Annotated in this window: 27 protein-coding genes and 1 tRNA gene; 17 read left to right on the forward strand and 11 right to left on the reverse strand. The window is 64.3% G+C overall.

Annotated features, from left to right (window positions below):
• Positions 1-45: 45 nt before the first annotated feature.
• The 4 genes from FJ423_RS24235 to FJ423_RS24250 form a co-directional block, all read right to left on the reverse strand.
• Positions 46-855, reverse strand: a complete 810-nt coding sequence (locus FJ423_RS24235) for an ABC transporter permease (protein WP_140845566.1) — start codon at positions 853-855, stop codon at positions 46-48.
• Positions 855-1520: an ABC transporter permease subunit gene (locus tag FJ423_RS24240; RefSeq protein ID WP_246680287.1), complete on the reverse strand. Its 666-nt coding sequence runs from the start codon at positions 1518-1520 to the stop codon at positions 855-857. Before FJ423_RS24240 ends, FJ423_RS24235 begins: the two co-directional genes overlap by 1 nt.
• 193 nt (positions 1521-1713) lie before the next feature.
• Positions 1714-2511, reverse strand: a complete 798-nt coding sequence (locus FJ423_RS24245) for a transporter substrate-binding domain-containing protein (protein ID WP_140546720.1) — start codon at positions 2509-2511, stop codon at positions 1714-1716.
• Positions 2512-2568: 57 nt separating this feature from the next.
• Complete coding sequence (locus FJ423_RS24250; RefSeq protein WP_140845568.1) at positions 2569-3384, reverse strand: ABC transporter ATP-binding protein; 816 nt, start codon at positions 3382-3384, stop codon at positions 2569-2571.
• Between the two features lie 211 nt (positions 3385-3595).
• Here FJ423_RS24250 and FJ423_RS24255 point away from each other — a divergent pair, with 211 nt between their 5' ends.
• The 4 genes from FJ423_RS24255 to FJ423_RS24270 all read left to right on the forward strand — a co-directional run bounded on the left by FJ423_RS24255 (position 3596) and on the right by FJ423_RS24270 (position 7587).
• Positions 3596-4468 carry a dimethylarginine dimethylaminohydrolase family protein gene (locus tag FJ423_RS24255; protein ID WP_140845569.1) on the forward strand — a complete coding sequence of 291 codons (873 nt, stop codon included), beginning with the start codon at positions 3596-3598 and terminating at the stop codon, positions 4466-4468.
• Positions 4438-5106, forward strand: coding sequence for a TetR family transcriptional regulator C-terminal domain-containing protein (locus FJ423_RS24260; protein ID WP_095769362.1), 669 nt, complete (start codon positions 4438-4440; stop codon positions 5104-5106). The genes FJ423_RS24255 and FJ423_RS24260 overlap by 31 nt, the downstream gene beginning before the upstream one ends.
• A complete protein-coding gene (locus FJ423_RS24265) occupies positions 5103-6683 on the forward strand; it encodes a 5-guanidino-2-oxopentanoate decarboxylase (RefSeq protein ID WP_140845570.1) in 1581 nt (526 codons plus the stop codon). Before FJ423_RS24260 ends, FJ423_RS24265 begins: the two co-directional genes overlap by 4 nt.
• A 196-nt stretch (positions 6684-6879) precedes the next feature.
• Positions 6880-7587, forward strand: coding sequence for an SDR family NAD(P)-dependent oxidoreductase (locus FJ423_RS24270; RefSeq protein ID WP_140845571.1), 708 nt, complete (start codon positions 6880-6882; stop codon positions 7585-7587).
• Positions 7588-7707: 120 nt separating this feature from the next.
• Here FJ423_RS24270 and rpsA read toward each other — a convergent pair whose 3' ends face one another.
• The 3 genes from rpsA to aroA form a co-directional block, all read right to left on the reverse strand.
• Positions 7708-9405, reverse strand: a complete 1698-nt coding sequence (gene rpsA, locus FJ423_RS24275; RefSeq protein WP_095769359.1) for a 30S ribosomal protein S1 — start codon at positions 9403-9405, stop codon at positions 7708-7710.
• A gap of 194 nt (positions 9406-9599) precedes the next feature.
• Complete coding sequence (gene cmk / locus FJ423_RS24280; RefSeq protein WP_140845572.1) at positions 9600-10250, reverse strand: (d)CMP kinase; 651 nt, start codon at positions 10248-10250, stop codon at positions 9600-9602.
• Between the two features lie 256 nt (positions 10251-10506).
• Complete coding sequence (aroA, locus tag FJ423_RS24290; RefSeq protein WP_140845573.1) at positions 10507-11865, reverse strand: 3-phosphoshikimate 1-carboxyvinyltransferase; 1359 nt, start codon at positions 11863-11865, stop codon at positions 10507-10509.
• A 196-nt stretch (positions 11866-12061) separates the two neighbouring features.
• On the opposite strand from aroA, the gene FJ423_RS24295 reads away from it, so the two are divergent.
• Positions 12062-12457 carry a TIGR02300 family protein gene (locus FJ423_RS24295; protein WP_140845574.1) on the forward strand — a complete coding sequence of 132 codons (396 nt, stop codon included), beginning with the start codon at positions 12062-12064 and terminating at the stop codon, positions 12455-12457.
• A gap of 161 nt (positions 12458-12618) precedes the next feature.
• Positions 12619-12694 (forward strand) — tRNA-Ala (locus FJ423_RS24300).
• A 22-nt stretch (positions 12695-12716) separates the two neighbouring features.
• Here the strand turns inward: FJ423_RS24300 and FJ423_RS24305 are convergent.
• Together FJ423_RS24305 and FJ423_RS24310 are read right to left on the reverse strand one after the other, a co-directional pair.
• Complete coding sequence (locus FJ423_RS24305) at positions 12717-13217, reverse strand: DUF6496 domain-containing protein (RefSeq protein WP_140845575.1); 501 nt, start codon at positions 13215-13217, stop codon at positions 12717-12719.
• 63 nt (positions 13218-13280) lie between these two features.
• Positions 13281-13739 (reverse strand): YbhB/YbcL family Raf kinase inhibitor-like protein, encoded by a 459-nt coding sequence (locus FJ423_RS24310; RefSeq protein ID WP_140845576.1) that lies wholly within the window; start codon positions 13737-13739, stop codon positions 13281-13283.
• A 491-nt stretch (positions 13740-14230) separates the two neighbouring features.
• On the opposite strand from FJ423_RS24310, the gene FJ423_RS24315 reads away from it, so the two are divergent.
• From FJ423_RS24315 to FJ423_RS24330, 4 genes are all read left to right on the forward strand, one after another.
• Complete coding sequence (locus FJ423_RS24315) at positions 14231-14587, forward strand: hypothetical protein (RefSeq protein ID WP_246680273.1); 357 nt, start codon at positions 14231-14233, stop codon at positions 14585-14587.
• Between the two features lie 417 nt (positions 14588-15004).
• Positions 15005-15556, forward strand: coding sequence for a MaoC family dehydratase (locus FJ423_RS24320; RefSeq protein ID WP_140845577.1), 552 nt, complete (start codon positions 15005-15007; stop codon positions 15554-15556).
• A 3-nt stretch (positions 15557-15559) separates the two neighbouring features.
• Positions 15560-16720, forward strand: a complete 1161-nt coding sequence (locus tag FJ423_RS24325; RefSeq protein WP_140845578.1) for a CaiB/BaiF CoA-transferase family protein — start codon at positions 15560-15562, stop codon at positions 16718-16720.
• Between the two features lie 14 nt (positions 16721-16734).
• Positions 16735-17862, forward strand: coding sequence for an extracellular solute-binding protein (locus FJ423_RS24330; protein ID WP_140845643.1), 1128 nt, complete (start codon positions 16735-16737; stop codon positions 17860-17862).
• Between the two features lie 40 nt (positions 17863-17902).
• Here FJ423_RS24330 and FJ423_RS24335 read toward each other — a convergent pair whose 3' ends face one another.
• Entirely contained in the window at positions 17903-18739 is an 837-nt protein-coding gene (locus FJ423_RS24335) for an amidohydrolase (RefSeq protein ID WP_140845579.1), read from the reverse strand.
• A 64-nt stretch (positions 18740-18803) separates the two neighbouring features.
• Positions 18804-19592, reverse strand: a complete 789-nt coding sequence (locus FJ423_RS24340; protein ID WP_095769349.1) for an IclR family transcriptional regulator — start codon at positions 19590-19592, stop codon at positions 18804-18806.
• 165 nt (positions 19593-19757) lie between these two features.
• Between FJ423_RS24340 and FJ423_RS24345 the strand changes: the two genes are divergently transcribed.
• The 7 genes from FJ423_RS24345 to FJ423_RS24375 all read left to right on the forward strand — a co-directional run bounded on the left by FJ423_RS24345 (position 19758) and on the right by FJ423_RS24375 (position 26597).
• Positions 19758-21074 (forward strand): sugar ABC transporter substrate-binding protein, encoded by a 1317-nt coding sequence (locus FJ423_RS24345; RefSeq protein ID WP_140845580.1) that lies wholly within the window; start codon positions 19758-19760, stop codon positions 21072-21074.
• Positions 21075-21207: 133 nt separating this feature from the next.
• Positions 21208-22104, forward strand: coding sequence for a sugar ABC transporter permease (locus FJ423_RS24350; RefSeq protein WP_140845644.1), 897 nt, complete (start codon positions 21208-21210; stop codon positions 22102-22104).
• A 2-nt stretch (positions 22105-22106) separates the two neighbouring features.
• On the forward strand, positions 22107-22973 hold the full coding sequence (locus FJ423_RS24355) for a carbohydrate ABC transporter permease (protein WP_140845581.1): 867 nt from the start codon (positions 22107-22109) through the stop codon (positions 22971-22973).
• A 5-nt stretch (positions 22974-22978) separates the two neighbouring features.
• On the forward strand, positions 22979-24076 hold the full coding sequence (ugpC, locus tag FJ423_RS24360) for a sn-glycerol-3-phosphate ABC transporter ATP-binding protein UgpC (RefSeq protein WP_140845582.1): 1098 nt from the start codon (positions 22979-22981) through the stop codon (positions 24074-24076).
• A gap of 2 nt (positions 24077-24078) precedes the next feature.
• The gene (locus tag FJ423_RS24365) at positions 24079-25191 is read left to right on the forward strand and encodes a mandelate racemase/muconate lactonizing enzyme family protein (RefSeq protein WP_140845583.1); all 1113 of its coding nucleotides are present in this window, start codon (positions 24079-24081) and stop codon (positions 25189-25191) included.
• 10 nt (positions 25192-25201) lie between these two features.
• On the forward strand, positions 25202-25531 hold the full coding sequence (locus tag FJ423_RS24370) for an L-rhamnose mutarotase (protein ID WP_140845584.1): 330 nt from the start codon (positions 25202-25204) through the stop codon (positions 25529-25531).
• Complete coding sequence (locus FJ423_RS24375; protein ID WP_140845585.1) at positions 25524-26597, forward strand: Gfo/Idh/MocA family oxidoreductase; 1074 nt, start codon at positions 25524-25526, stop codon at positions 26595-26597. The genes FJ423_RS24370 and FJ423_RS24375 overlap by 8 nt, the downstream gene beginning before the upstream one ends.
• Position 26598 lies beyond the last annotated feature (1 nt).

Genomic DNA, 26598 nt, shown 5'->3' on the forward strand with positions numbered 1-26598 from the left:
CCCCTACTCCCCTACTCCCCTACTCTCCTACTCCCTTACTCCCTACTATCCGATCTTGACCGGAATCCGTGCCTCGATCCGGCTGAAGACGAAGACCAGGATACCGGTGATCGTCATATAGATCAGCGCCAGCAGCAGCAAAGGCTCGTAGGTCAGGTAGGTGTCCTGGCGCACCTTGGAGGAGACGGCGAAGATATCGATGACGCTGATCGTCGCCACCAGCGGTGTCGATTTTAGCTGCAGCACCGTCTCGCCCGTCAGCGTCGGCAGCGCCCGGTAGAAGGCTTGCGGCAGCCAGATGCGCCGGAAGATTTTCCAGCGGCTCATGCCGAACGCACGGGCGGCCTCCAACTGTCCGCGCGGCACGCCGGCGAATGCGCCGCGCATCACTTCACCCTCGTAGCCGGCGAAGGAGAAGGTCAGCGCCACCACGCCATACGGCCAGGCCTGCCTGAGATACGGCCAAAGCCACGATTCGCGGATCCATGGATATTGCGGAAAGATCGAGCCGAGGCCGTAATAGAGCAGCCAGAGCTGCAGGAGCAGCGGCGTTCCCCGGATGATGGTGCAGAAGACCTTCGCCGGTGCCGAGAACCAGATCGGTCCGCCTGCCTGGGCGAGCCCGAGCGGCACCGCAAGCGCAAAGCCCAGCGCGCAGGTGACGGCGAGGATCCAGAGCGACCGCCATAGACCCATCAGGCCCATTTCCCAATATTGCGGCAGCCAGTCCCAGCGCATGAAGACGGCGGCGCACAGAACCAGCGCCAGCCCGATCAGGATCAGCACGATGCGGTGCGGCTTGAGCCAGATCGAGGCGCGCGCCGCCATGTGGATCGCGGAGGCTTCGGCGGACATCAGCGCGCCTCCCTGACGGAGGGCATGCCGCGCCGCGACCAGGCCTCGACGCGGCCGATGACCAGGTTGGAGAACAACGAGAGCGCGAGATAGAGCGCGCCGGCCGCAAGGTAGAAAAGAAGGTAGGCCTTGGTCACGCCGGCCGCCTGGCGCGTCGCCAGCGTCAATTCGAAGAAGCCGACGACGGCAAGCAGCGCGGTGTCCTTGGTGGCGATGAGCCACAGATTCGCCAGGCCAGGGATGGCGAAGGGCAGCATGGCCGGCACAGTGATGCGTCGCAGCATCAGGCCCGGCGACATGCCGTAGGCGCGGGCGGCCTCGATCTGGCCTTGCGGGATGGCGAGGATGGCGCCGCGGATGACTTCGGTCGAATAGGCGCCCTGGACGAAGCCCAGCACGAAAATGCCGGCCGCGAGCCCGCTGATGTCGACACGGCTGTAGCCGATCGCAGTCAGCACCTGGTTGATGAGGTCGGTGCCGGCGTAATAGAGCAGCAGGATCAGCACCAGTTCCGGCACGGCGCGCACGACCGTCGTGTAGACCGCGAGCAGATCGCGCGTCACCGGGCCGCCATAGAGCTTGCCGAACGCGCCGGCGGTGCCGATCATGAGGCCGAGGCACGTCGCGCCTATGGCGATCTCGATCGAATGCAGCAGGCCGACCAGCAGCGTGCCGCCCCAGCCGGGCGCCACGGGCGACAGGAGTTCGATGATGCCGGCCGCGGAGGCCGGAAGAAAGGCGTCGATCAGCTTCGTCCCCGGATTGCTGGCGAGCCGCCGATGGTCAGGTCGGCGGCGGGCACGCGTGGCAAGATCGGGCATGGCGCGGACGCCATGCCCTCACTCATTTCGAGAGGGCTCAGTTCGACTGCGTGGCGCCGCCATAGATGTCGAAGTCGAAATATTTCTTCGAGATCTCGTCATACTTGCCGTTGGCGCGGATCGCCTTGATGCCGGCGTTGAACTTTTCCTTGAGCGCGGTGTCTTCCTTGCGGATACCGGCGCCGACACCCGGGCCAAGCACTTCGTCGTCGGGCGCCACCATGCCCTTCAGGTCGCAGCAGGCCTTGCCCTGGTCCGACTTCAGGAATTCGCCGAGCGCGATCGAGTCGGCCTGCACCGCGTCGATGCGGCCAGCGGCCAGATCCTGGTTGGCTTCATCTTGGGTCTGGTATTCCTTGATTTCCTGGGCGCCGGTGAAGTGCTTCTTCGCGTACACGGCATGCACGGTCGAGACCTGGACGCCGATCACCTTGCCCTTGAGATCGTCCGGCGTGGCGCCGAACTTCTGGTCCTTCGGCCCGATGATCGCGGTCGGGGTGTTGTAGTACTTGTCCGAGAAGTCGATCGTCTTCTTGCGCTCGTCGGTGATCGACATGGAAGAGACGATGGCGTCGATCTTCTTGGTCGTCAGCGCCGGGATGATGCCGTCCCAGGCCACCGGCGTGATCACGCAGTCAAGTTTCTCTTCGGCGCAGACGGCGTCGACGAAGTCGATCTCCCAGCCCACCCATTTGCCGCTGGCGTCGGGCGAGGTGAAGGGCGGGTAGGGTTCGGCGGCGACGCCGATCTTGACCTGCTCGGCCTTGGCCACTCCGCCCATCGCCGCGACGCCGAGAAGCAGCGCGGCGGCAAATGTCTTGAGAACAGTCTTCATGTCAGGACTCCCAGTTTGTTGTTGTTCCCGGTTTTTCGCTCCGCTTGATGCCGGCACCTAGCCGACATTGCGGAGGAATTGCTTGAGCCTTTCGGATTTGGGCGCGCCGAACAGCTGTTCCGGCGGACCTTCCTCCTCGACCAGCCCGTTGTAGAGATAGACGACATGCGTCGCGACCTCGCGGGCGAACTTCATTTCATGCGTCACCAGCACCATGGTCCGCCCCTCGCGCGCCAGGTCGCCGATGACTTTCAGCACTTCGCCGACCAGCTCGGGATCGAGCGCGGAAGTCGGTTCGTCGAACAGCATGACGCGCGGATTGATCGCCAGCGCGCGGGCGATCGCGGCCCGCTGCTGCTGGCCGCCGGACAGGAAAGCCGGATAGACGTCGCGCTTTTCCGCCAGCCCGACGCGGGCGAGCAGCTTCTCGGCCTGGGCGATCGCTTCGCTGCGCTTGACGCCAAGCACATGCACCGGAACCTCGATGACATTCTCGATCAGCGTCATGTGGCTCCACAGGTTGAAATTCTGGAACACCATGCCGAGCCTCGAGCGAATGCGCTCGATCTGCCTGCGGTCGGCCGGAACGGTGTGTCCATGGCTGTCGGCCTTGAGCTTGATCTCCTCGCCATTGACCCGGATGATGCCGCTTGTCGGGTTCTCCAGGCAGTTGATGCAGCGTAAGAGCGTCGACTTGCCGGAACCGGAGCCGCCGATGATGGCGACCACCTCGCCGTCGCGCGCCGACAGCGAAACTCCCTTCAGCACGTGCAGCTGGCCGAATTTCTTGTGCAGGTTTTCGACATGGATGGCTTCGGCGGCGCCGTTCTGCGCCTCACCGGATTGGACTGCGGCAGCTGCTGCAGCGCTCACCGGGTGACCTCTATCTGGCCGACGGCAGGTCGTCGAACGTCTATCCGGCTAATCAACATACGCTGCACTGACCCGCTCCAGGCTTCAGCATGGACCCGACAGCGCGAGCCCGTCAATCCCGCTCATTACGGCACTTGCGGCCTTGTTGCGCAAGTGTATAAATAGCCTTTCATGAAATTTTCACGATTTTTTTCATCTTAAAAGGGCATCGATGAGCGCTTTCGGGTCACAGTCCATGGCGGCGCCGCTGCGGCGCGTGCTGATGCGGTCGGCGGCCAACGCCATGCGCGACGCCGACAGGGCGGCCTGGCACTATGGCCCGGGATTCAACCCGGCGAAAGCAGCCGTGCAGCATGCGGCCCTTGCCGACATGGTGGCGGCTTCCGGCGCCGAGATCGAATGGATCGAGGACACGGCCGACGGCCTTTCGGATTCGGTGTTCACGCATGACCCGTCGCTGATGACCGACCGCGGCGCGCTGATCCTGTCCATGGGCAAGCCACTGCGCGCCCGGGAGCCCTCGCTGCATGAGGAAACCTATAAGAGACTGGGCATTCCCGTCCTCGGTCGTGTCGAGGCGCCTGGTCAGGTCGAAGGCGGCGACTGCGTATGGGTGGATGCCCGCTCGCTGGCGATCGGGCGTGGTGTGCGCTCCAACCAGGAAGGCATCCAGCAGGTTTCCAACCTGCTGACGCCGCTGGGCATTTCCGTCTACGGCTTCGATTTGCCGCTGTGGCAGGGCGAAGAGGCGTGCCTGCATCTGATGTCGGTGATCAGCCCGCTGGCCGACGACCTGGCCCTGGTCCATTCGCCGCTTCTGCCGGCGGCGTTCTATCAGATGCTGAAGGCGCGCGGCATCCGGCTGGTCGAAGGCGACGCCGAAGAGTTCGCCGCTTCCAACGGCCTCAGCCTGAATGTGCTGCCGACCAGCCCGCACAAGGTCATCGCCGTTGCGGGTTTTCCCAAAACCAAGGCCGCGATGGAAGCCGCCGGCTGCACGGTCGAGACATTCGAGGCGGATGCGCTCTGCATCGCCTGCGAAGGCGGGCCGACATGCCTGACGCGGCCGATCCTGCGCCAATGAATGCGCGCCGCAAGTTCCGCCGCGAGGGCGAGGAGCGGCGGCGGCAGGATCTGATCGATGCGACGCTGGACAGCGTGGCGGAATATGGACTTCAGGGCGCCACCTTGCGCACCATCGCCTTGCGCGCCGGCGTCACCGCCGGGCTGATCCGGCACTATTTCCCCGGCAAGGAAGAATTGCTGCAGGAAGCCTATACGGCGCTGGTCGGCCGCATGACCGAGCAGGCGAAGGCGGCATTGGTCATGGAAGACGCCTCGCCTCGCCAACGCCTCGCGGCTTTCGTCACCGCCAACCTCAACGCGCCGATCGTCGACCGGCGGGTGTTTTCGCTCTGGGCAACCTTCCTTGGCCGCGCCAATGCCGATCCGGCGCTCGCCCGTGCCCATCGCGAAGGCTATCTCGGCTTTCGCGACGAGGTGGAAGCGGTCGTTGCCGAGGTGCTCGCCGCCGAGCGGCGCAAGCCGGACGCAGGCGAGCTGCGCCGCCATGCCATCGCGATCAACGCGATCATCGACGGGCTCTGGATCGAAGGCTGCCTGGCAGCAGAGATGTTCTCGCCTGGCGAATTGGCGGCGATTGGCGTCAAAGCCATAGAGGCCGAGCTCGGCTTGGCGCCGGAAAAGGGAGGAAACCAATGACCACCATCGGCGAAGCGCTGATCAAATTGCTCGAGGCGCATGGCGTCGACACCGTCTTCGGCATTCCGGGCGTGCATACGGTTGAACTCTATCGCGGCCTGGCGGGCTCGAAGATCCGCCATGTCACGCCGCGCCACGAACAGGGCGCCGGCTTCATGGCCGACGGTTATGCGCGCGCCGGCGGCCGTCCCGGCGTCGCCTTCGTCATCACCGGGCCGGGCCTCACCAACACCATCACCGCCATGGGACAGGCGCGCGCCGATTCGGTGCCGATGCTGGTCATCTCCGGCGTCAACGCCACCGACACGCTGGGAAAAGGGCTGGGCTTCCTGCATGAGCTGCCCGACCAGCGCGGCATGATGGAGAAGGTGGCGCTGTTTTCCGAGCGCATCACCGAGGCCGGGCAGTTGCCTGGCGCGCTCGCCCGCGCCTTCGCCGTTTTCTCCTCCTCACGCCCGGGGCCGGTCCATATCGAGATCCCCACCGACGTCATGGTCAAGCCCGCCGATGGTGTTGCGGCCGTCCTTAGCAATGCCGCGCCGCCCGCTCCGGAGTTGGCGGCGATCGCCGAGGCGGCACGGCTTTGCAGGGCCGCACGCCGTCCGCTGATCCTTTCAGGCGGGGGCGCCAAGAAAGCCGATGCGGCGCTGCGGCGTCTGGCCGAGATGCTCGGCGCCCCCGTGGTCGAGACCGCCAATGCGCGTGGCCTGCTGCATACCCACCCGCTGTGCGTGCCGGCGAGCCCCAGCCTCAAGGCCGTGCGCGCGTTGATGGCGGGCGCCGATCTGGTGATTGCCGCCGGCACTGAATTCGGCCCGACCGATTATGACGGCTATGGCGACGGCGGCTTCGTGCTGCCGCCGAGCCTGATCCGCATCGATATCGGCGCCGACCAGATCGCGCGCCGGCCGGTGACGGTCGGCATCCAGGCGGATTGCGTGGAAGCGATCGAGGCGCTGCTTGCAGCGATCGGATCTGGCCATGCCGCGGCAAGCGATGGCGAGGCTCGTGCGGCCGCCGCGCGCGAGGCCGCTCGGGCCGAGCTGAAGCCCGAATATCTGGCGCAGGTGCGCGCCGTGGAGGCAATCCGCGACGCGCTGCCGGGCGCCATCATCGTCGGCGATTCGACCCAGCCGATTTATGCCGCCAACCTCTATTACGACCACGACCGTCCCGGCGGCTGGTTCAACGCCGCGACCGGCTTCGGCGCGTTGGGCTACGGTCCGCCGGCGGCGATCGGCGCAGCACTTGCGGTGCCGGAGGCGCCGGTGGTGTGCCTCACCGGCGATGGCGGCTTCCAGTTCACCTTGCCGGAGATCGGCGCCGCGCTCGACGCCGAAGCGCCGGTAATCTTCGTCGTCTGGAACAATCGCGGCTATCGCGAGATCGAAACCTCGATGCTCGATGTCGGCGTCGAGCCGGTCGGCGTGTCGCCGGCACCGCCCGATTTCTGCAAGCTCGCCGAGGCCTATGGCATCGAGTCCGAGCGGCTGGCCGGGGCTGGCGGCCTCGCCGCGGCGCTGAAGCGCGCGCGGGCGGCCGGCAAGCCGCGCGTCATCGAAATCACCGTCGACTGAAAGATCGGTGCATCTGCCGGTTGACCCCTTTCGGCGCCGGCAATCCATGCCGCCGCCAAGGTCCGACGCATGCAAAGACGCTGCGCCAGCCATGTCGATATTTCAATTGAGTGACAGCGCGAAAGGCGCGACGTTCGAGCCTGGGGCGGCATAACCCAAGATATAATCATAAAAAAATGACAGGAGCGGTCTAGGTATGACGGAAACGCTGAATGGCAGGCATGTCGTGGTGACGGGCGGCACTGGGGCGCTCGGCGGCGCGGTTGTCGGCAGACTGCTGGAGCAAGGCGCGATCTGCCACGTGCCAAATGCCCACGCGGCGGCCCCGCCGCATTTTCCTTACGCAGCCCATGCCAGCGTGCATTTGGCGCATAACGTCGACCTGTCGGATCCGGCCAAGGTCGAGGCCTTCTACCATCAGGTTCCCGAGCTCTGGGCCTCGATCCACCTTGCCGGCGGCTTCACCATGGCGCCGGTCGAAAAGATCGAGTCGGCCTCCTTCGCCGAGATGATGGACACCAACGCCCGCACGGCTTTCCTGTGCAGCCGCGCCGCGGTGCGCTCGATGCTGGAGTCCAATACGGCCGGCCGCATCGTCAACGTCACCGCGCGCGCCGGACTCGATCCGAGGCGCGGCTCCGGCATGGTTGCCTATGCCGCAAGCAAGGCGGCGGTCGCGGCCATGACGGTGGCCATGGCCGAGGAGTTGAAGGGCAAGGGCATCCTCGTCAACGCCGTGGCGCCCTCGACGCTCGACACGCCCGCCAACCGCGCCGACATGCCCGATGCCGATTTCGCCAAATGGGTCAGCCTGGAGGCCGCGGCGGAAGCGATCGCCTACCTCGCCTCGCCCGCCAACCTGGCGATGAGCGGCACGCTTGTTCCGCTTTATGGACGCGCCTGACCGCACAGAAATCCAGGCAATAGAAAAACCCCGCCGGATCGCTCCGGCGGGGTTTTTGCTGTTCGCCAAAGGGCTTACGCAATTCCGACGGAAAGCCGCAAACGGCTTTCCCGGAAGGCTTTAGTTGCCCTGCTTCTTCAGCGCGGCGCCCAGAATGTCGCCCAGCGAAGCGCCGGAGTCGGTCGAGCCGTACTGAGCGACCGCTTCCTTCTCCTCGGCGATTTCCAGCGCCTTGATCGAGACCTGCAGCTTGCGGGTCTTCTTGTCGAAGGCGATGACGCGGGCATCGACCTTCTGGCCGACGGTGAAGCGCTCGGGGCGCTGCTCGTCGCGGTCGCGCGAAAGGTCCGAACGCTTGATGAAGGTCTCGATGCCGCTGTCGACCAGCCGCACGTCCAGACCGCCATCCTTCACGCCGATGACCTCGCAGGTGACGACGGCGTTCTTGCGCAGCTCGCCGCTGCTGGCCGCTTCGCCGACAGTGTCGCGGGCCAGCTGCTTGATGCCGAGCGAGATGCGCTCCTTCTCGATATCGACGTCGAGCACCTGCGCCTTGACCATGTCGCCGCGATTGTACTCTTCGATGACCTGCTCGCCCGGACGGGTCCAGTCGAGGTCGGAGAGGTGCACCATGCCGTCCACGTCGCCTTCCAGGCCGATGAACAGGCCGAACTCGGTCTTGTTCTTGACCTCGCCCTCGACCTGGCTGCCGACCGGATGGCTCGAGGCGAAAGCCTGCCACGGGTTTTCCAGCGTCTGCTTGAGGCCGAGCGAGATGCGGCGCTTGGCCGGATCGACCTCGAGCACCACCACGTCGACTTCCTGCGTCGTCGACAGGATCTTGCCGGGATGCACATTCTTCTTCGTCCACGACATTTCCGAAACGTGGATGAGGCCCTCGATGCCCGGCTCCAGCTCGACGAACGCGCCGTAGTCGGTGATGTTGGTGACGGTGCCCTTGATCTTCTTGCCGATCGGGAACTTGGTGCCGATATCCGACCACGGATCCGACTCGAGCTGCTTCATGCCGAGCGAGATGCGGTGGGTTTCCTGGTTGATGCGGATGATCTGCACCTTGACCGTCTGGCCGATGTTGAGGATCTCGGTCGGATGGTTGACGCGGCGCCAGGCCATGTCGGTGACATGCAGCAGGCCGTCGATGCCGCCGAGGTCGACGAACGCACCGTAGTCGGTGATGTTCTTGACCACGCCTTCGACCACCTGGCCTTCCTCGAGGTTCTGCACGATTTCCGAGCGCTGTTCGGCGCGGCTCTCTTCGAGCACGGTGCGGCGCGACACCACGATGTTGCCGCGGCGGCGATCCATCTTGAGGATCTCGAAGGGCTGCGGGTTGTGCATCAGCGGGGTGACATCGCGGATCGGGCGGATATCGACCTGGCTGCGCGGCAGGAACGCCACGGCGCCGTCGAGGTCGACGGTGAAGCCGCCCTTGACCTGGTTGAAGATGACGCCTTCGACGCGCTCACCCTTGGTGAACTTCTCTTCGAGACGCACCCAGCTCTCCTCGCGGCGAGCCTTCTCGCGCGACAGCATGGCTTCGCCAAGCGCGTTTTCGATGCGCTCGACATAGACCTCGACGGTGTCGCCGACCTTGAGGGAGGATTCCTTGCCCTTGGCGCCGAATTCCTTCAGCGGCACGCGGCCTTCGACCTTGAGGCCGACATCGATGATGGCCATGTCCTTTTCGATCGCGGTGATCGTGCCCCGGACAACCTGGCCCTCGCCGGAATGGCCGGCGGTGAATGATTCTTCGAGCATGCTCGCGAAATCGTCGCGAGACGGATTAGCTACTGACATTGTTTCTCCTGGAATACCCCGGTCTTCAAGCGGGGCGGGCGCCGTGGGTTAGCGTTGCGTGAGCCTGCCGGCGTTCCGGGCTGAAAGCCCTTGGCCGCTGTTCAGGCGGCAAGTCCGGCGCATGAAGAATGCTGGCAGGCTGGTTCGTGCCCGATATGGGTATTTTCGCCGCCAACGGCAATCGAAAAACCTGATCAGGCCTTGTTTCTCTTGGCAAGGACGTCGTCAACGATCGCCATCGCCGCCAGAAACGCGGCTTCTATAGCCATTTCGCTGGTATCAAGCAAGTGCGCGTCTGCCGCCGGCTTCAGCGGCGAGTCGGCGCGGCCCATGTCGCGCTCGTCGCGGCGCTCGATATCGGCAAGGATGGTGGCGAAATCGGCGCTGCCGCCCATGCTCTCGATCTCGGCCAGCCGGCGCCTGGCGCGCACTTCGGCGCTTGCCGTGACATAGAGCTTGATGTCGGCATCGGGGCACACCACCGTGCCGATGTCGCGGCCGTCGAGCACGGCACCCGGCGGCGCCTTGGCGAAGACCCGCTGCTTCTCCACCAGAATGCGCCGCACGGTCGGAATGACCGCGACCTTGGAGGCCGCCTCGCCCACCGCATGCGCGGCCAACACGGTGCGGTCGAGGTTGGAGAGGTCGACCTGCCGCGCCGCGGTTTCCGCCGCCGAGACATTGTCGAGCGGCAGGCCGAGTTCGAGCAGCTTGTGGGCCACCGCGCGATAGGTGAGGCCGGTGTCGAGCAGGTTCAGCCGGTAGTGGTCGGAAAGCCGGCGCGCGAGTGTGCCCTTGCCGGCACCGGCAGGCCCGTCGATGGCGATGGTGAAGGGGGTGCTCATGGCTGGAGCGTCGCGGTTGGAGGGGGCGACAAATACAATAACCGCCGCGATCCTTCGCGCCCCCCTCTGTCCTGCCGGACATCTCCCCCACTTGGGGGGAGATTGGCAGCTTCGGCGCCCCGCTCGATCTTTAAACGCTGGTGATTGGCGAAAGCCGACGCGACAGCTGATCTCCCCCCTTGCGGGGGAGATGTCCGGCAGGACAGAGGGGGGTGCTGTCCCGCCAGCCTTTCAGTTTGGGCCAATCTCATCGACCTCACCCAATCTCCGCGCCCAGCCCCTTCATCAGCCCCATGAATTCCGGAAAGCTCGTCGCGATCATGTTGGCGTCGTCGATCGTCACCGGCTTCTCGGTGGCTAGGCCCATCACCAGAAAACTCATGGCGATGCGGTGGTCGAGATGCGTCTTCACCGCCGTATCGGGGCCGTTGGGATGAGCGCCCAGGCCCTTGCCGCCGGGCTTGCCGCGTACGGCGAGCGAGGCCTCGCCCTCGGTGCAGTCGACGCCGTTGAGCTCCAGGCCCCGAGCCACCGCCGCCAGACGGTCGGATTCCTTGACGCGCAATTCCTCCAGCCCCTGCATCAGCGTCTCGCCCTCGGCGAAGCTCGCGGCGACGGCCAGCACCGGATACTCGTCGATCATCGACGGCGCGCGCTCCGGCGGCACGATGACGCCCTTGAGCTCGGAGGAGCGCACGCGCAGGTCCGCCACGTCCTCGCCGCCGGCATTGCGCGGGTTGAGGATGTCGATACGGCCGCCCATTTCTTGCAAGGTCAGCAGCAGCCCGGTGCGCGTCGGGTTCATCAGCACGTTCTCGATGACGATGTCCGAGCCCGGCACGATCAGCGCCGCGACAAGCGGGAAGCCGGCCGAGGATGGATCTCCCGGCACGGCGATCGTCTGTCCGGTGAGCTTGCCCTGGCCTTCGATGAAGATGTGGCGCACGCCGCGCTCATCCGTCTCGACGCTCAGGTTGGCGCCGAACCCCTTCAGCATCTTTTCGGTATGGTCGCGCGTCATCACGGGTTCGATCACCGTGGTGATGCCGGGAGTGTTCAAGCCGGCAAGCAGCACCGCCGACTTCACCTGGGCGGATGCCATCGGCACGCGATAGGTGATGGGCGCTGCATGCTTCGGGCCGCGCAGCGTGATCGGCATGCGGTCGCCGGGAGCGGCCTTCAGCACCTGCACGCCCATCTGGCGCAGCGGATCGAGCACGCGGCCCATCGGCCGGCCGGAAAGCGATGCGTCGCCGATGAAGGTCGTCTCCATGTCATAGGTGCCGACGAGCCCCATGGTGAGACGCGAGCCGGTGCCGGCATTGCCGAAGTCGAGCGGGCCTTCAGGCTGCAGCAACGCGCCGTTGCCGGTGCCGCGGATGACCCATTCGCCGCCGTTCTTTTCGATATGCGCGCCCATCGCCTTCATGGCGGCGCCCGTGCGCATCACGTCCTCGCCTTCGAGCAGGCCGGTGATGCGGGTTTCGCCGGAGGCAAGGCCGCCGAACATGAACGAGCGGTGTGAGATCGACTTGTCGCCCGGCACGCGCGCGGTGCCGGCAAGGGCAGGGGATTTGCGGGCCGTGGCCGGCTTAGCGGCGGCGGAGTGAGACATCCTTGTCTTCCAAATGAAATGCCGGCTGGCCGGCTCGGTTCGTCATGCTGCGGCGGTCTCGTATCACGGTGCGTTGCAATGGTCATCCCCTAGTGCGAGGCCTTCGAATACCAGCATTTTACAATGCCGGCTTTTGGCTTTGACAGCGCTCAAAACTGCGGTTATGGGGACCACTCTTTTATTGACGAGGCCTGCTGTGGCAAAAGCTGAACTTGGCACCAAGCGTGTCGACCCCGAAACGGGTCGGAAATTCTACGATCTCAACAAAGACCCGATCGTCTCGCCCTATACCGGCAAGAGCTATCCACGCTCCTATTTCGAGGAAGGCAAGATTTCCGCCCTCGAGGAAGATGAGGAAATCGCCGAGAAGGAAGTGGACGCCGACGAAGAGGAAGGCGCCGAAGTCGTCTCGCTCGAGGAGGCCGATGACGAGGTGAAGGGCGGCGGCGACGAGCTTCCCGATCTTGGCGACGATGAAGAGGATGTCGATCTCGGCGACGATGAGGACGACACCTTCCTTGCCGACGAAGAGGAAGAGGACGATGACGTCGCCGATATGATCGGCGTCGGCGACGACGATGACGAAGTCTGAGTTCGTTTGCCGGCCATTTTGGCCTGTGACGAAAAAGCGGCTTTTCAAGGCTTGATCTTGACCGAAGGCGGCGCTAGAAGCCGCCAGCACTAAACGACGGCGCGGTTCCCAACCGCGCCGGATCTCTTCGCCGGAAACGGCGCCGGCCGACTGCCGGGAGTGGGGCCATAGCTCAGTTGGGAGAGCGCTTGAATGGCATTCAAGAGGTCGTCGGTTCGATTCCGATTGGCTCCACCAAACAGTCCTTCCTGAAATTGCTCTAACCGCGCTGGGCGCGGGTTCTGGCTGCTTTGCGCGCTGCAGCCGATCGTCCGGCGGCGCCTTTGGTCTGCGCGGCCTTCCTTGCCGCCGCCGACCGCTCTTCGGCTGTGCGGCCAGCTGCGGCGCTCTTGGCCTGCTTCGACAGAGCCTTGTGGGAGGCGGTGCTCTTAGGCTCGTTCTCAAGCACCTTTGATACCGCCTTCGAGACCTTCGGCTGGCGCTTCGGCTTCCGTTCGCCCTGGCCTGCCTCGTAAGCATATTTGGCGCTCTTGCGCGTGCTCTCCTTCACATCATCTTTCTTCGGAGGCGGCAGGTCGACGCCCGCGCGGCGCGCCTCCGAAAGGCCGATGGCGATCGCCTGTTTGGTGGAGCGGGCGCCGTGCTTGCCCTTGCGGACTTTGTCGATTTCCGCGTGAACAAATTCACCGGCCTGCGTGCTAGCGGACTTGCCTTCGCGCTTGTCCTCGCGCGCCTTTTCAATGGTTTTCTTGTCCGGCATTGTCTTTCTCCTCGTTCGAACGGGGGCATGATCGAATGCCGACAGGATGCGTCGGATCGCGCATCAGCGGCTTTCATATGTGCCGACGAGGTCGGCAGTGGCGATCATATGGGGCGCCGCCTGGGTCAGAAGATTCGCGATTTCCGGTTCCCCGCCGGTTTCCAGCGCCTCAACGTCGAGTGCCGAAAGGCGGAAGTGATAGTGGTGAACGCCGTGTCCTTTTGGCGGCTGGGGGCCGTCGTAATGGGCATTGCCGAAGTCGTTGACGCCTTGGCGGAAACTTTCCGGCCCGGCGGTGCCTTCAGGCAGGTGGTCCCGGCCGGCGGCAATGTCATAGACCGCCCAATGGCGAAACATGCCGCGTGGCGCATCGGGATCCTCGACGACAAGCAGGAAGCTTTTGGTCCCGGCTGGCGCGTTCTTCCACCGAAGGGGAGGAGACAGATTGCCTCCGTTGCTGACGTAGGGCTCGGGAATGGTATGGCCGTTTTCAAAGGCTGGACTCTCAAGCGTGAAAGCCATGGCTGGAGCTCCGTGCACCTATCGCGCTCTTCTCGGAGGAATTCACGAACAATCTTTGCTCGGATCGGCGGAGCGCGCTCGCTACTGGTTTCTTTTGGAACGCTGGGCATTGACGGGAGTTCCGGCATCATGCCCGCGACGGAGCGTCGATGGATGCCTGCAAGTCGAGATGTCGGGAAAGCTGCTCCAGCGGAAGCGAACGCAGGTCCTATTCGGCGAAACAAGCGCCCGAGGAAATCCCTATGCCGGTGGCCGCAACTAGGCTAAGGCTTCCTGTCGGAGGGATGCTTATGAGAGTTCCGGTTTTGGGTGGGAAACTGGTAGAGGAACGGGTTCAATCTGGACTGCTTGCGCGGCCAAACAGTCTCTTGCCGATGTTTTGCATTGCGGTCGCGCTTGCTGCTTGTCAATCGACCCCAGACACACAGCCTGTTGCTGACCCGCAACCCGCTCCGGCCGCCGCTCCCGCTCCGGCCTCACCGAATTCGGCGGTGCTGGATGAGGCGGCTGCGGTCGTTCCACCCGGCAAGGGCGTTCCCGCCAGATACGCCGCATTCTCCGGCATATGGGCGGGGCAGCTCAACCACATGTATGACGGCAAGCTGGCGATCCTGACCGTGTCTTCAGGCGGGCAGGTGACGGCCAGCTACGCATGGGGCGACCTGGCCGACAACAAGCCCGGCGTCGCCGACGGCTCCGGCAGGATCGTCGGCAGCACGTTGAAGCTCGGGCGCCTGCCGAACGGCGCCGACATCACCGCCACGATGCCGTCGCCGGGAACGCTCAACGTCACCTACGCGCTTGCCGGCCAGACCTATACCGGCTCGTTCGCCCGGATCAGCCAGTGAGCAAAGTCAGTCGCTAAGAACTCCACTCGCTAAGATTAGTATTGAAGCCGGTCCTCGATGATCCGCACGCACATCGGCGTTCCGACCTCGTCGGTCTCGGCAAGCTTCTGCACGGCGAGCGTCCACTTGTCGAAAGCGTAGACGCCGCGCCCTGGAAGTAGGGCGCCTCGCGATTGGGGCTGCCAACAAAGGCAAGACAGGCGCTTCGCATCGATCTTCCCTGGCGTCGCCGGCGGCTCCTCCGCTGGTGCCGGCCTTGGCGAAAATTTCGCCGATCGTCGCTTGCAAGGTAATCCCATATGTGAAAATATTATTCACAAAAGAAAACAGTGGGAGGAAAGCGACCATGCATCTCGCCATCCGGCACCGCGCCCGGAACCGCCTTGCAGGCCGCGCCGGAAGCTCCCGGAGAGGATCATGAGCGCATTCGCGCCGACCGTCGGTGTCGCCTCGACGCATCCTGCCGACATGCCTGAGGCGCATGCCGACATCCCTGTCTGGAATTCGGAAAACTGGTTCTACGAGGACTGGCAGGTCGGCCACAAAATCCGCTCGCTTCGCCGCACCATCGCCGAGGGCGAAAGCCATATGTTCAATGCGTTGGTGCTGGATATCCATCCTTACGTGCAGGACCAGATGTTCGCCGAGAAGGAAGGTATCTTCGGCAAGCGGCTGGTGGCGGGCGCCTTCGTCTTCTCGGCCGGGCTCGGCCTGGTCGCCACCAACTGCATCAACGCCTTTTCCTATGGCTACGACAGACTGCGCTTCATCAAGCCGGTCTTCATCGGCGACACCATCTATTCGATCCGCACCAACCTCGACAAAAAGCCGCGCTACCAGGATATGGGCCTGATCCGCGCCAGCTATGAAGTCTTCAAGGGTGAAGGGGAGCTGGTGCTCTACTGCGAGCATCTGCAGACCGTGAAATACAAGAACCCGGCCGATTTTGTCGGCAAGACCGAGAAGTGAATCGTGGCCGCTGACAAAGAACTTCCGCTGACCGGCCTCGTCGTCGTCGACATGAGCCAGTTCCTGTCGGGCCCCTACTGCTCGCTGCGCCTGCTCGACCTCGGCGCGCGCGTCATCAAGATCGAGCGGCCTGATGGCGGCGACCTGTCGCGCCGGCTCTATCTCAGCGACACCGAGATCGGCGGCGATTCCACCATTTTCCACGCCATCAACCGCGGCAAGGAAAGCCTTGCCGTCGATTTGAAGAACGAAGCCGACCTCGCCGCGCTGCGCGGTCTGATCGCCAAGGCCGACGTGCTCATCCAGAACTTCCGACCGGGCGTCATTGAGCGCCTCGGCCTCGATTATGAGCATGTCAGCACGATCAACCCCCGGCTCATCTATGCCTCGATCAGCGGCTATGGCGAGGAAGGGCCATGGGTGAAGCGCCCTGGGCAGGACCTGCTTGCGCAGGCTCGTTCCGGCGTGATGTGGCTGAACGGCGACGAGGAGCAGGGACCGGTGCCGTTCGGCCTGGCGATCGCCGATATGCTGGCGGGCGCGGCCAGCGCCCAAGGCATCCTGGCCAAGCTGGTGCGGCGCGGCATCACGGGCGAGGGCGGCCATGTCGAAACCAGCCTGCTCGAGGCGCTGGTCGATTTCCAGTTCGAGGTGCTGACCACGCATCTCAACGACGGCCGCCGCCTGCCGAAGCGGTCGTCCTTCCGCAGCGCCCACGCTTATCTCTCGGCGCCTTACGGCGTCTATCCGGCCAAGGACGGCTACCTGGCGATTGCCATGACGCCGATCCCGAAGATAGCCGACCTGCTCGAGCTGCCTGAGCTCGACCCGTTCCGCGACAAGCCCGCGACCTGGTTCACCGCCCGCGACGAGATCAAGGCGATCATCGCCAGGCGCATCGCCGAGAAGACCATCGGCGAATGGCTGGCGGTCCTCGAGCCCGCCGATGTCTGGTGCGCCAAGGTGCTGACCTGGCCGGAGCTGATGCAGAGCGATGGCTTCAAGACCCTCGACATGCTGCAGACCGTGACACGCGAGGACAACGTGTCGATCCTCACCACGCGTTCGCCGCTGCGCGTCGACGGCGCGCGCGCCAAGATGGATCGGGCCGCCCCTCGCATCGGCGAGCACAGCGAAAAAATCCGCGCGGAGTTCGGCCTGTGATCCGGTTGAAAGGCATGACCTGGAACCATCCGCGCGGCTACGACCCGATGGTGGCGTGCTCGGCGCTGTGGCAGGAAAAGGCCGGCGTCTCGATCGAATGGGAAAAGCGCTCGCTGCAGGATTTCGAATCCTTCCCGGTGGAAGAGCTCGCCCGCGCCTATGATTTGATCGTCATCGACCACCCGCATGTCGGCCAGATCACCGCCGAGAAATGCCTTGCGCCGCTCGATGTGCCCGGACGCGAGGCGGAACGCGAAGCGCTGGCTGCGGCAAGCGTCGGCCAGTCCTATCCGAGCTATAGCTGGCAGGGTCGGCAATGGGCTTTCCCGATCGACGCCGCGACCCAGGTGCAGGCCTGGCGGCCCGATCTGATCGAAGCTGCGCCGGCGATCTGGACCGAAGTGCTGGCGCTTGCCGAGCAGGGCCGCGTGCTCTTGCCGCTGCGGCCGCCGCATTCGCTGATGTGCTTCTACACTTTGGCCGCCGATCTCGGCCGGCCATGCATAGTCGACGGTTCGGCCGATCTTGTCGACGGCGAGACCGGCGAAACCGTCTTGGAGATGCTGCGTGAGATCGCAGCACTTGTCGATCCCGCATGCCTGACGATGGATCCGATCGCCGTCTTCGAGAAGATGGCCAAGCCCGGCTCGCGCATCGCCTGCGCACCGCTGATCTATGGCTATGTTCCTTATGCGGTGGCGGGTTTCCGCCCGCACCGCCTCGCCTTCGCCGACATACCGGTTGCCAGCGGCAACGGCCCGGTCGGCTCGGCGCTTGGCGGCACCGGCATTGCCGTCTCCGCCTTTTCTGCCCAGCGCCAGGCGGCAATCGACTTCGCCTACTGGATCGCCAGCGGCGACGTGCAGCGCGGGCCTTACGCCGCCGCAGGCGGCCAGCCCGGCCATGCCGCAGCCTGGGAAGATGATGCCGTCAACGCCGCGACCGGCGACTTCTATCGCGCTACGCGGGCGACGCTTGAGGGCGCCTGGGTCCGCCCGCGCCATGACGGCTACATGGCCTTCCAGCAGCTGGCTTCGGACCGCATCAATGAAGGCCTTGCCGGCCGGCAGGACGCCGGCCATGTCATCGCTGACATCAATCGCCTGTTCCGGGAGAGTTTCGCGCCAGCCGCCGCCGGCTAGATGTGCCGATCGCCGCCGCGACGCTCGGCGAGCTTGACATCTATATCCGCCACAGCCGGCGTGCATTGCCCGAGAGCAGGCGGGTCCGCTCTGAATCGCTTGCACCGGCCAGCAGCGCATGCGTGGCGGCGATCCAGGTCGTCAGCCCGCCGCCCAACGTGCAGACCGGCCAGTCGCTGCCCCAGATCACTCGGTCCCAGCCGAAGCACCGGATCGTGTGCTCGACATAGGGCCGGAGCGTCTCGACCGTCCACGTCGCCGGATCGGCATAGGCGACGACGCCGGAAATCTTGCCGACGACGTTGGGCCGCTTGGCAATTGCTTCCATATGCTCTCGCCACGGATGCTCGGCATTGCCCTTGATGTCGGGCACGCCGCAATGGTCGAGAACGAACTGGACGTCGGGCGCGAGGTCGGCAAGCGCCATTGCCTTTGGGATCTGATGCGGCAGCACCACAAGATCGAACGTCAGGCCGGTGCCGGCCAGCCGCTTGATGTTCTGGCGAAACAGCGCGCCTTCGGAAAGATCGTCGGGAACGACATGCAGCACGCGGCGGAAACCCTTGACGAACGGCTCGGCCTTGACCGTTTCCAGATAAGCCTCGAAACCGGCCTCCTCGGGCCGGCAGGAGGCGATCGCTCCGCGAAGCAGGCTGCCCGCCTGGCCGGCGATCGCCTTGACATGCGCCGTCTCGGCGGCGATGTCGGCGGGGTCGACGTCGACCTCCATGTGCAACACGGCTTCAATGCCTGAGCGCCGCGCATCGGCAGCGTATTCCTCGTAGGAGAAGTCGCGGTTCAGCGCCGGCACGCCGGCCAGCCATGGATAGCGAAGCGCGCTCTGGTCGATCAGATGCAGATGTGTGTCGATGATCATGACGGCGTATCCTCCCCGGCTTCCGACACTATCTCGCCGAAAAATCTATTATTCAAATAAGAAATTACGACGATTGTGGCACATCCGACCCGGCGAGCTGCGAGAGCCTTGCCGCTGCATCCTGCAGATGCCGGATTGTCAGCGTGATGTCCGGCGCCGTGGGGGCGTTGACCAAGGTGATGTAGGGAATGGTCAACGCCGCGATGGCTCTGCCGTCCGGCCCCAGCACCGGCGTCGAAAGATTGTAGACGCCGGCGGTCTGCAGCGACGCCATCATCTCGTAACCGCGGTCGCGCACCTGGTCGAGGCGGGCGAAGAATTCCGGCGTCAGATTGAGATGCTCGGTGCTCTGCAGATGCTCGGCGATCATCATCTTGCGCTCTTCGGGCGAGCGGAAGGCAAGCAACACATGGCCGGAACCAGTGTCGAACAAGCTGATATGCGAGCCGACGCGGATCGAGATGCCCCAATAGCGCGGCGCTTCCTGCTGCGCAATGACCACGGCGGCGCCCCGGTCGAACACCACCAGCTGGTTGGCCTGCGATGAGGTTTCGGCCAGCTCCCGCATGATCGGCGTCGCATAGGACACCAGCCGGCGAACCGGTGCATGCAATTGCGCGAGGCCGAAGAGCTTGAGCGTCAGCGAGTAACGGTCGCCATCGATCTTGGTGACATAGCCACGCCGCACCAGGCGGTCGAGCATGCGGTAGAACTCGTTCGGGCTGCGGTCGAGCCGCTTTGCGATCTCCGCCTGCGTCAGCCCGCCGTCCACGCTGGACAACAACTCAAGAATATCCAGCCCCTTGTCCAGCGCCGGCGCGCGGTAGCGGTCCCCGTCTTCTTCCTCTGCCACCCGTCCCTCCAGTGAATTTCGGTCTGCATATATGCATGAACTTCATTCCGCTGGAAGCACAATCGGCTTGACCCGGGAATGAAAATGCTATTTGCATATGAATGAAACTTAAGCGATTAGCCGCGCACTCGGCAGGCCGTCGCTGCGAGCCTATGGGAGGAGAACATGACGAGACTGGTTCTAGGCATTTCCGCCGGCCTGGCTGGCCTGCTGCTGAGCGGCACTGCGTTTTCGGCCGATCTGCCCGGCAAATTTCCGGGCGTGACGATCGACGTGAAGCTGATCGGCGGCCAGCAATATGAAAAGCTCTACGAGCGCATCCCCGAATGGGAGAAGGCGACCGGCGCCAAGGTCAACATCCTGACCAAGAAGAACGGCTTCGACATCGACAAGGAGCTGAAGTCCGACGTCGCCTCGGGCAGCACCAACTGGTGCGTCGGCTGGAACCATTCGTCCTTCGCGCCGCAATATACCGGCCTTTACACCGACCTCAGCAAGCTCTTGCCGAAGGAAGAGATCGGCGCTTTCGTGCCGTCGACAATCAAGGCCGCGACCATCGACGGCAAGCTGGAAATGTTGCCGCGCGCGCAGTTCGATGTCTCGGCGCTCTATTACCAGAAGAGCCTCTACGACAACGCCGACAACAAGGCCAAGTTCAAGGCCAAATACGGCTATGACCTTGCGCCACCCGACACCTGGAAGGAAGTGACCGACCAGGCCGAGTTCTTCGCCAACCCGCCCAATTTCTACGGCACCCAGTTCGCCGGCAAGGAAGAGGCGATCAACGGCCGCTTCTACGAGATGGTGGTCGCCGAGGGCGGCGAATATCTCGACAAGGACGGCAAGCCCGTCTTCAACTCCGAGGCGGGCATCCGAGCGCTGGACTGGTTCGTCAACCTCTACAAGGCCAAGGCCGTGCCGGCCGGCACCACCAACTATCTCTGGGACGATCTCGGCCAGGGCTTTGCCTCGGGCACCGTGGCGATCAACCTCGACTGGCCGGGCTGGGCCGGCTTCTTCAACGACCCGAAGTCCTCGAAGGTCGCCGGCAATGTCGGCGTGAAGGTCGCGCCCAAGGGGTCTTCCGGCAAGCGCACCGGCTGGTCGGGTTTCCATGGCTTCTCAGTGACCGAGAACTGCCCGAACAAGGAAGCCGCCGCCTCTCTGGCGTGGTGGCTGACCAATGAGGACAGCCAGAAGCTGGAAGCCGCCGCCGGCCCGCTGCCGACCCGCACCGCGGTTTGGGACTGGGACCTGAAGCAGGCTGAGAACGATCCGTACAAGAAGGAGGTCCTCGCCGCCTTCCAGGAGGAAGCCAAGCACGCCTTCGCCGTGCCGCAGACGCCTGAGTGGATCGAGATCTCCAACGCCGTCTACCCCGAGCTGCAGGCGGCGATCCTTGGCGACAAGACGTCCAAGCAGGCCCTGGACGAGGCGGCCGCCAAGGCGACGCAGATCCTTCAGGACGCCGGCAAGCTCTAAGCAGCACTCCCAAGGCTGCCTCCCCCATCGTGAATGGGGGAGGCGACAGCGTCTTGTCGCCGCTGACTTTCCGCTCCGGCCGGGGCCATGCCCGTGGCGGCCCGAAATGAATGCAATACACCACAGGATCCTGATGAAGGGCTTCAAGCCATCCGCGCCGTTCCTGCTGCTGCTTCCGGCCATGGTCGTGCTGGCGGCTGTGGTGGTGCTACCGTTGATCCTGTCGCTCTATTCCAGCTTCACGCCCTTCCGCCTGACGCGGCCCGAGACCTTCTTCGTCTTCGTCGGCTTCAGGAACTATTTGTCGATCCTCACCAATGCGGATTTCTGGTGGGCCTTCGGCCGCACCGTTCTGTTGCTCACCATCGCGCTGAACCTCGAGATGCTGCTCGGCCTCGGCCTGGCCATGCTGGTCGAGAAGGCGACGCGCGGCCAGCGCATCCTGCGCACGCTGATGATGTTCCCGATGATGTTCTCGCCGATCCTGGTCGGCTTCCAGTTCAAATTCATGTTCAACGACAATATCGGCCTGGTGAACAACGCGCTGCAGTCGCTGGGCATCACTGAGGACGCCATCCCGTGGCTGATCGAGGGCCACCTCGCCTTCATCGCCATCACGATCGCCGAGATCTGGTCGTCGACCTCGATCTTCGCCATCCTGATCCTGGCCGGCCTGCTCGCCATGCCAAAGGAGCCGATCGAGGCCGCCCGCGTCGACGGCTGCACGCCCTGGCAGACCTTCCGCTATGTCACCTGGCCCTTCGTCATGCCTTTCGCCTACATCGCCATGACGATCCGTTCGCTCGACGTGGCGCGCGCCTATGACATCGTCAAGATCATGACCGATGGCGGCCCGGCCGGCCGCACGGAGCTGTTGTGGACGCTGGTCGGACGCACCGCCTACAGCGACGCCCGCATGGGCCTGGCCAATGCCATGGCCTATTTCTCGATCCTGCTGTCGATCGCCTTCACCGTCTATTTCTACAACAAGCTCGCCGCGGCGCGCGCGCAGATCGGCGCGGAGTGGTGAGAATGGACGAGAACGCCTCCGCCCGCCTGACGCGCCGCGCGCTGACCGTCGCGCATCGCGTCGGCCTGTTCCTGGCCATGCTCGTCATCTGCCTGCCGGGCATCTGGATCGTGCTGTCGTCGCTCAGGCCCACCGTCGAGATCATGGCCAAGCCGCCGGTCTGGATCCCGCAAGAAGTGTCGCTCGATGCCTACATCGCCATGTTCAGCGGTATCGGCAAAGGCGGCATTCCGGTGCTCGACTATTTCCGCAATTCGCTGATCATCTCGGTCACGTCGACGGTGATCGCGGTCGCAATCGGCATGGCCGGCGGCTACGCCTTCGCGCGCTACCGCTTCCGAGGCAAGTCGGGCATGTTCCTCGGCCTGATGCTGACCCGCACCGTGCCCGGCATCGCGCTGTCGCTGCCGCTGTTCTTCCTCTATGTGCGGCTGGGCATAATCGACACCCATATCGGCATGATCCTCGCCTATGTCGCGCTCAACGTGCCGTTCACCATCTGGCTGATCGACGGCTTCTTCCGCCAAGTGCCGAAGGATCTTGCCGAAGCAGCCCAGATCGACGGCTGCACGCGCTGGCAGGCGTTCTGGCAGGTCGAATTTCCGCTGGCGCGTCCGGGCATCGCCTCGGCCGCCATCTTCGCCTTCCTCACCTGCTGGAACGAGTTCGCTTTGGCCTCGCAGCTCACTCGTTCCGTCAATTCCAAGACGCTGCCGGTCGGCCTACTCGACTATACGGCCGAGTTCACCATCGACTGGCGCGGCATGTGCGCGCTGGCCGTGGTAATGATCATCCCGGCGCTGACCCTCACCTATATCGTCCAGAAACACCTCGTCGGCGGCCTCACCTCCGGCGCGGTGAAAGGTTGAATTCCATGGCAACGGTTTCGCTGAAACAGCTCACCAAACGCTACGGCAACATGGAGATCGTGCACGGCATCGATCTCGAGATCGCCGACCGCGAATTCATCGCGCTGGTTGGCCCGTCCGGCTGCGGCAAGTCGACGACGTTGCGCATGATCGCAGGCCTCGAGGACATCAGCGGCGGCATGATCGACATCGGCGGGCGCATGGTCAACGACCTGCCGCCGCGCTCGCGCAACATCTCGATGGTGTTCCAGTCCTACGCGCTCTACCCGCATATGACGGTGCGCGAGAATCTCGGCTTCTCCTTGAAGATCGCGGGTGCGGCCAAGGACGACATGGACCGGCGCGTCGCCGAGGCCTCCGTCATCCTAGGCCTCGACGAACTGCTTGAGCGCCGCCCCTCGCAGCTTTCCGGCGGCCAGCGTCAGCGCGTTGCCATGGGCCGCGCCATCGTGCGCGACCCGGATGTCTTCCTGTTCGACGAGCCGCTCTCCAACCTCGACGCCAAGCTGCGCACGCAGATGCGCACCGAGATCAAGAAGCTGCACGCCAAGGTGAAGTCGACGGTCATCTACGTCACCCACGACCAGGTCGAGGCGATGACGTTGGCCGACCGCATCGTCATCATGCACTCGGGCCATATCGAGCAGGTCGGCACGCCGGACGAGGTGTTCAGCCGGCCCGCCACCCGCTTCGTTGCCGGCTTCATCGGCTCGCCGCCGATGAACCTGCACGAAGCGACGGTGAGCGATGGCAGGCTGATGTTCAGCGGCGGCGACAGCCTGCCTCTGCCCGGCCAGTTCAAGTCGAAGACGGCTGCCGGCGACAGGGTCGTGTTCGGCATCCGTCCCGATGATTTCTACCCGACCGGCCACGGCCTGAGCTCGGGCGGCGAAACAGAAGTCCACCGCGCCGAGCTGCCGGTCAGCATCACCGAGCCGCTCGGCAACGAGACACTGGTCTTCGCCGAGTTCAACGGCACCGACTGGGTCTCGCGCATGCTCAATCCGAAGTCGCTGAAAGCCGGCGACAGGATCGGCATGAGCTTTGATCTCAGCCGCGCGCATCTGTTCTCCGCCGAAACCGGTAAATCGCTGAGGAGCTGAGCATGGCGAGAATCGAGAAAATCGAACTGCGCATGGTCGACCTCATGCCGAAGGTGAAGCGCACGGACGCCATCCAGAGCTTCGTCAGCCAGGAAACGCCGATCGTCACCATCACCGATGCCGACAGCGCATCGGGCACCGGCTACAGCTATACGATCGGCACCGGCGGTTCATCGGTGATGCGGCTTCTGGCCGACCATCTTGCGCCGCGCCTGATCGGCCGCGACGCCGACCAGATCGAGGCGATCTGGCACGACCTCGAATTCGCCACCCACGCCACCACCATCGGCGCCATCACCGCGATTGCGCTGGCCGCGATCGACACCGCGCTGTGGGACTTGCGCGCCAGGAAGCAGAACCTGCCGCTCTGGAAGCTCGCCGGCGGCACCAAGGACCGCTGCCCGCTCTACACGACAGAGGGCGGCTGGCTGCATATCGAAACGCAGGCACTGGTCGACGATGCACTGGAAGCGAAGGCCAAGGGCTTCACTGGCTCGAAGGTTAAGATCGGCAAGCCGCACGGTTCGGAGGACGTCGCGCGGCTGTCGGCGGTGCGCAAGGAGGTCGGCGACGGCTACGAGATCATGACCGACTGCAATCAGGGCTTTTCCGTCGACGAGGCGATCCGCCGCGCCGAGCGGTTGCGCGAGCTCGATCTCGCCTGGATCGAGGAGCCGCTGCCGGCCGACGACATCGACGGCCATGCGCGGCTGTCGAACTCGACCGGGACGCCGATCGCGGTCGGCGAGTCGCTCTATTCGATAAGGCATTTTCGCGAATACATGCAGAAGGGCGCCTGCAACATCATCCAGGTCGATGTCGGCCGCATCGGCGGCATCACTCCTTGGCTGAAAGTCGCCCACGCCGCGGAGGCTTTCGACATGCCGGTCTGCCCGCATTTCCTGATGGAACTGCATGTCAGCCTGGTCTGCGCCACCCAGAACGGCAAATATGTCGAATATATTCCGCAGCTCGACGAGTTGACGGGCGACAAGATGCGCATCGAGAATGGCCATGCGCTGGCGCCCAGCGAGCCCGGCATCGGCATCGACTGGGACTGGGACGCCGTGAAGGCAAAGAGCATCGCCGAGTTCACCACGGCGATCGTGAAATAGGGAGACGGATATGCAGCGCATGGGAATGGTACTGGGCTTGAAGCCCGAGAAGGTCGAAGAATATGTCCGCCTTCACGCTGCCGTCTGGCCGGGCGTGCTGAGCATGATCTCGGCCTGCAACATCAAGAACTATTCGATCTACCTGAAGCGGCCGGAGAACCTGCTTTTCTCCTATTTCGAATATCACGGCACCGATTACGCCGCCGACATGGCCAAGATGGCCGCCGACCCGAAGACGCAGGAATGGTGGTCCGTTTGCATGCCCTGTCAGGAGCCGCTTGAGACGCGGAAGGAAGGCGAGTGGTGGGCCTCGATGGACGAGGTCTTCCATTATGACTGATGCCTTCGATCCGGCATCGCTGGCGCAGTCCTGGCCGAAGCCTTTAAAACCGCGCTCGATCGTGACGTTCGGCGCCGGCTCGATCGTCGGCGACGCGCATTTTCCCGCCTATCGTAAGGCCGGCTTCCCGATTTCCGGCCTCTACGATCCGGATCAGGCCAAGGCGCAAAAACTGGCCGAGACATGGGGCGTGACGGCGTTCCGTTCGGTCGAGGAAGCTGCGGCGGTGAAGGACGCAATCTTCGATCTGGCGACGCCGCCAGGCCGCCATGCCGAGGTGCTAAAAGCTTTGCCGGATGGCGCGGTGGCGCTGATCCAGAAACCGATGGGCAATTATCTCGGCGAGGCCACCGAGATCCTCGAAATCTGCCGCGCCAAGCAGCTCAAGGCGGCGGTCAATTTCCAGCTCCGTTTCGCGCCGATGATGCTGGCGCTGAAGGACGCCATCGCCAAGGGTTGGCTGGGCGAGGTGGTGGATTTCGACGCGCTTCTGGCGCTGGACACGCCCTGGCAGCTCTGGGAATTCCTGCTCAAGGCGCCGCGTGTCGAGATCGCCATGCATTCGATCCATTATCTCGACCTGATCCGCCAGCTTCTCGGCAATCCTTTGGGCGTGCATGCCAAGACGCTCGGCCACCCCAACCACAAAGTCGCGCAGACCCGCACCAGCGCCGTCCTCGACTATGGTGACACCGTGCGCTGCGCGCTCTCGATCAACCACGACCACAAATTCGGGCGCCGCTACCAGGCCTGCGAGTTCCGCATCTGCGGCACCGAGGGCGCGGCCTATGTCAAGCTCGGCCTCAACCTCGACTATCCGCGCGGCGAGCCGGATATTCTGGAAATCTATCCGAAAGGCGGGTCGGACTGGGTCGCCGTGCCGCTCGCCGGCGAATGGTTCCCCGATGCCTTTGTCGGCCGCATGGCCAATGTCCAGCGCTTCGCATCCGGCGAAGATGCCGAGCTGGTCAGCTCCGTCGAGGATGCCTGGAACACCATGGCGCTGGTCGAGGCCGCCTATAAATCGAGTGCCGCGCCGGCGACGCCGCTGGCCGCAAAGCCGTAAG

The organism is Mesorhizobium sp. B2-8-9, assembly GCF_006439475.1.
Taxonomy (GTDB): domain Bacteria; phylum Pseudomonadota; class Alphaproteobacteria; order Rhizobiales; family Rhizobiaceae; genus Mesorhizobium.